The 3,250-nt window shown below is 42.3% G+C and carries 3 protein-coding genes; all 3 read left to right on the top strand.

Going from position 1 to position 3,250, the window contains the following annotated elements; genetic code table 11:
• The first annotated feature begins 231 nt into the window (after positions 1-231).
• The 3 genes from BUC26_RS22285 to BUC26_RS22275 are packed head-to-tail and all read left to right on the top strand — an operon-like array spanning position 232 to position 2,921.
• A complete protein-coding gene (locus BUC26_RS22285; protein WP_073379603.1) occupies positions 232-1,281 on the top strand; it encodes a DUF354 domain-containing protein in 1,050 nt (349 codons plus the stop codon).
• A gap of 26 nt (positions 1,282-1,307) precedes the next feature.
• Positions 1,308-1,979 (top strand): class I SAM-dependent methyltransferase, encoded by a 672-nt coding sequence (locus tag BUC26_RS22280; protein ID WP_073379601.1) that lies wholly within the window; start codon positions 1,308-1,310, stop codon positions 1,977-1,979.
• Between the two features lie 3 nt (positions 1,980-1,982).
• Positions 1,983-2,921: a lysylphosphatidylglycerol synthase domain-containing protein gene (locus BUC26_RS22275; RefSeq protein ID WP_073379599.1), complete on the top strand. Its 939-nt coding sequence runs from the start codon at positions 1,983-1,985 to the stop codon at positions 2,919-2,921.
• Positions 2,922-3,250: the final 329 nt, after the last annotated feature.

Below are 3,250 nucleotides of genomic sequence, written 5' to 3'. Positions count from 1 at the left end.
GTTTTATCAATTAGTTACTGAAAGAGATTACAATCAAGAGACCAGGTGCCCCAATAAGCAACTGAATTTATTCGATTAACAATCGGACACTAGTGGATTGATTTATTGTTCTTTTTTCTAATACGTGCTTCGATTCCTTTACAAAGTGCATTTAATGCGGATGAGCCTGATTTGCGTTTGTTCACGTGAGGTGAAAAAGCGATTGACGGTTTCTGTCCGAGTTCACTTCGCATGAAAATTCTCGTAGACATAACTCACCCAGCTCATTTTCATTTTTTCAGAAACGCTATAACCGAATGGAAAAAACACGGGCATGAGGTTTTTATTACCACTCGTAAGAAGGACATCACTATCGATCTAATCACTGCCTTTGGTTGGAAGCACAAGGAATTAGGACAGCTTTATAAGGGAGGTCTTCTGGGCCTGGGACGTGAACTCATTCAGCGCGACTTGGCACTTATCCACTATGCGCAAAAAGTCAGGCCCGATGTTATGTGTGCCGTAGGAGGAATCTTCGTGGCGCATGCGGGATTATTCTTGCGCATACCGTCGCTTGTATTTTATGACACAGAGCACGCTAACCTACAGAACAGACTGACGTATCCGTTCGCTACAAAGGTGTTGACTCCTGATTGCTACAAAGGCTGGGTACCGAAAAGAAAACATTTCATGTACCCTGGATACCACGAGTTGGCTTACACGCATCCGAATCGGTTCCGACCAGACCCCGAAGCATTGTTACCTTTTGGGCTGTTGCCGGGCGACAATTTTATCATAATGAGACTCGTCTTGTGGCAAGCAACCCACGATCTTAACGACAAAGGAATCAGCGATGTTGTAGATATGGTTGAGAAGCTCAGCAGATACGGCAGAGTCCTTATTAGCTCCGAAAGAGGACTTCCAGATTTTCTAGCGCGTTATCAGGTTACAATACGACCGGAACTCATGCACCACCTGCTTGCGTATGCGCGACTTTTTATAGGCGAAAGCGCTACAATGGCAAGCGAGGCCGCATGTCTCGGTACACCCGCTGTTTTTATTTCTACATCGATCCGCAGTTATACAAGCGAGCAGGAGCGTCGCTATGGTCTGGCCTTTACGTTCTCAAGTCCTAATACGTGTCAGGTTGACGGTTTGTCAAAGGGGCTCGAAATACTGAGAGATCCGGACAGCAAGAGAAAATGGATCAGAAAGCGGGATTGTATGCTACAGGATAAAATAGACGTGACACGCTTCATAGTTGATATCGTGGAGGAGGCAGCTCGAGATGGATGTTTGTGATTCGTAGGCACTTTTCATTATGCTAAATGACAAAACCAACTTTCATCACCCCGCTGGATGATAAAGTTCTTCACCTGAATTGGAGCTTCATTACATTGAGAAAAAGATTAAGCTTCGAGCATTACGAGAACAAAAGGCTCGAGAAAATCGCTCGCCATTGCCGGGCCGGTAGTATCCTCGATATTGGCTATGCTCAGCACCCAAATCCATTTTTCTCTTCTAGCCATATTACAGGAGTTGACCTCCGTCCACCTTTAGGAACGACCAATTATGATGTTGAACTAACTGGGGATGCAACTCAGCTCGTAAAATTAATTCCAGGTCGCAAGTACGACAATATTATTGCCGGAGAATTTATTGAGCACTTGGAAAACCCTTATGCTTTTTTGCGTTCTTTAAAAACATATTTAAACTTGGGTGGGCTTCTGATTGTTTCAACCCCCAACCCCCTTTCCTGGCCCTGTATTTTTTTTGAGTGGTTCTTGAGCGAACGCTTTTACTACACCAAAGAGCATGCCTATTACTTCCCTCCTCGCTGGGTTTGCAGGATGTTGGAGAGTACGGGTTATTCCGTATCAAAAATTCAGGGTGTGGGCTTATTGACACCCTGGTTCTGCATACCATGCCCTATAGGATTATCTTATCAAGTCATTTATATTGCAGAGGTTGATGCTATCGACATGGCCTCGGAGAATTAAACGGTGCTTTTCTCGAAATACAACAAATTATTTCAAGGAATAATTCTCTCCCTCTGCATAATAATCCTCAGCACATATGCTTATTATCACAGAAATCAGGCGGCACAACTTGCCACAGAACTTGGTCTAGTGGAGGCAATTATCGTCTTTTTAACAATTGGCGGGCAAATTGGAATACGTACAATATGTGAAAAACTACATTATAATTCTATCGGGTATAATATTCCGGTATTCGCTTTATATAAATTATTAGCACAGCAAAACGTCCTGAATTATCTACCATTCAAGGCTGGCACAATCTATACTGCAAGTCTACTTCGCTTAAAGTACAACATTCCGATTTTTCATTATGCTGCAGTATTTACAGCTCAGAATCTATTGGCTTTGGGAACAACCTTAATGGCAGCTGGAATAGCTCTTCTCTTCACGCAATCTATATCCTCGCAATATTTTCTCGCAAGCACGGTGCTTATTTTTGCCGGGATATTTACGTTAGCAATGCTATTTATTCGTATTCCAAACGTGCATTTTTTTTCTACAAAAATTAACAAGAACATCAGGATTCTAAGCGATGCTATTGCCAAGTGTAAACAGCACCCGATCACTTTTTTAAGTGTTACAATTTTAAGGTTTCTGGCGATAGCTCTTATGACATGGAGATTTCAGATCCTATTCAATATGTCAGATACTGAGATATCTTTTTCAATAGCTCTCGTTTTATCAGCAAGTATGTTGATCAGCCTATTCATTGCAATCACACCTGCAGGTCTCGGCATTAGAGAACTATTGCTTGCTGTAACTTCTTCCCTAATGCTGATACCGCCATCTACTGCTGTTATAATTTCTATTCTGGAGCGTGTTCTGGTACTGGTATTTTCAGCGGTAATAGCTGTTGCTGGGTTCTTTTGGACTCAATCTCCAACCAAGTCTCGTCATCCTTGATCTCCACTTGAGAAGTTCATCGGCTTGCTCAAAGAAGAATTCGGCGGGCGTAATGTCATGGTGTGTGACTTCGTCAAGGTGATGGTACATTTAATGCTCGCTGTTAAGCACTTTTTGTTAATCAGTTAGTGTACCTTTTTTTCTGTAATTTCGGATAAGACTTGGCAAGAGCAGGCCATCGTATATCCTTTCGCTTTCATTTTTCGCGGAAACAAAAAGAAAGGAGAATACGATTGTTTTGGTTCAGCGCGAATTGGAGAATTCCCCCATTTGAGTTAGTTTACTCACAAGGAGGAATTCACCATGAAACGAAAACGCAAAAACTATTC

The organism is Desulfofustis glycolicus DSM 9705, from assembly GCF_900130015.1.
Taxonomy (GTDB): domain Bacteria; phylum Desulfobacterota; class Desulfobulbia; order Desulfobulbales; family Desulfocapsaceae; genus Desulfofustis; species Desulfofustis glycolicus.
The sequence above is the reverse complement of the archived record's forward strand: the minus strand, read 5'-3'. Positions and strand labels throughout refer to the sequence as shown.

What these genes read in the sequence shown, in the direction of transcription:
- BUC26_RS22285 (WP_073379603.1), top strand. Translation starts at nt 232, where the DNA reads ATGAAAATTCTCGTAGACATAACTCACCCAGCTCATTTTCATTTTTTC.
- BUC26_RS22280 (WP_073379601.1), top strand. Translation starts at nt 1,308, where the DNA reads ATGACAAAACCAACTTTCATCACCCCGCTGGATGATAAAGTTCTTCAC.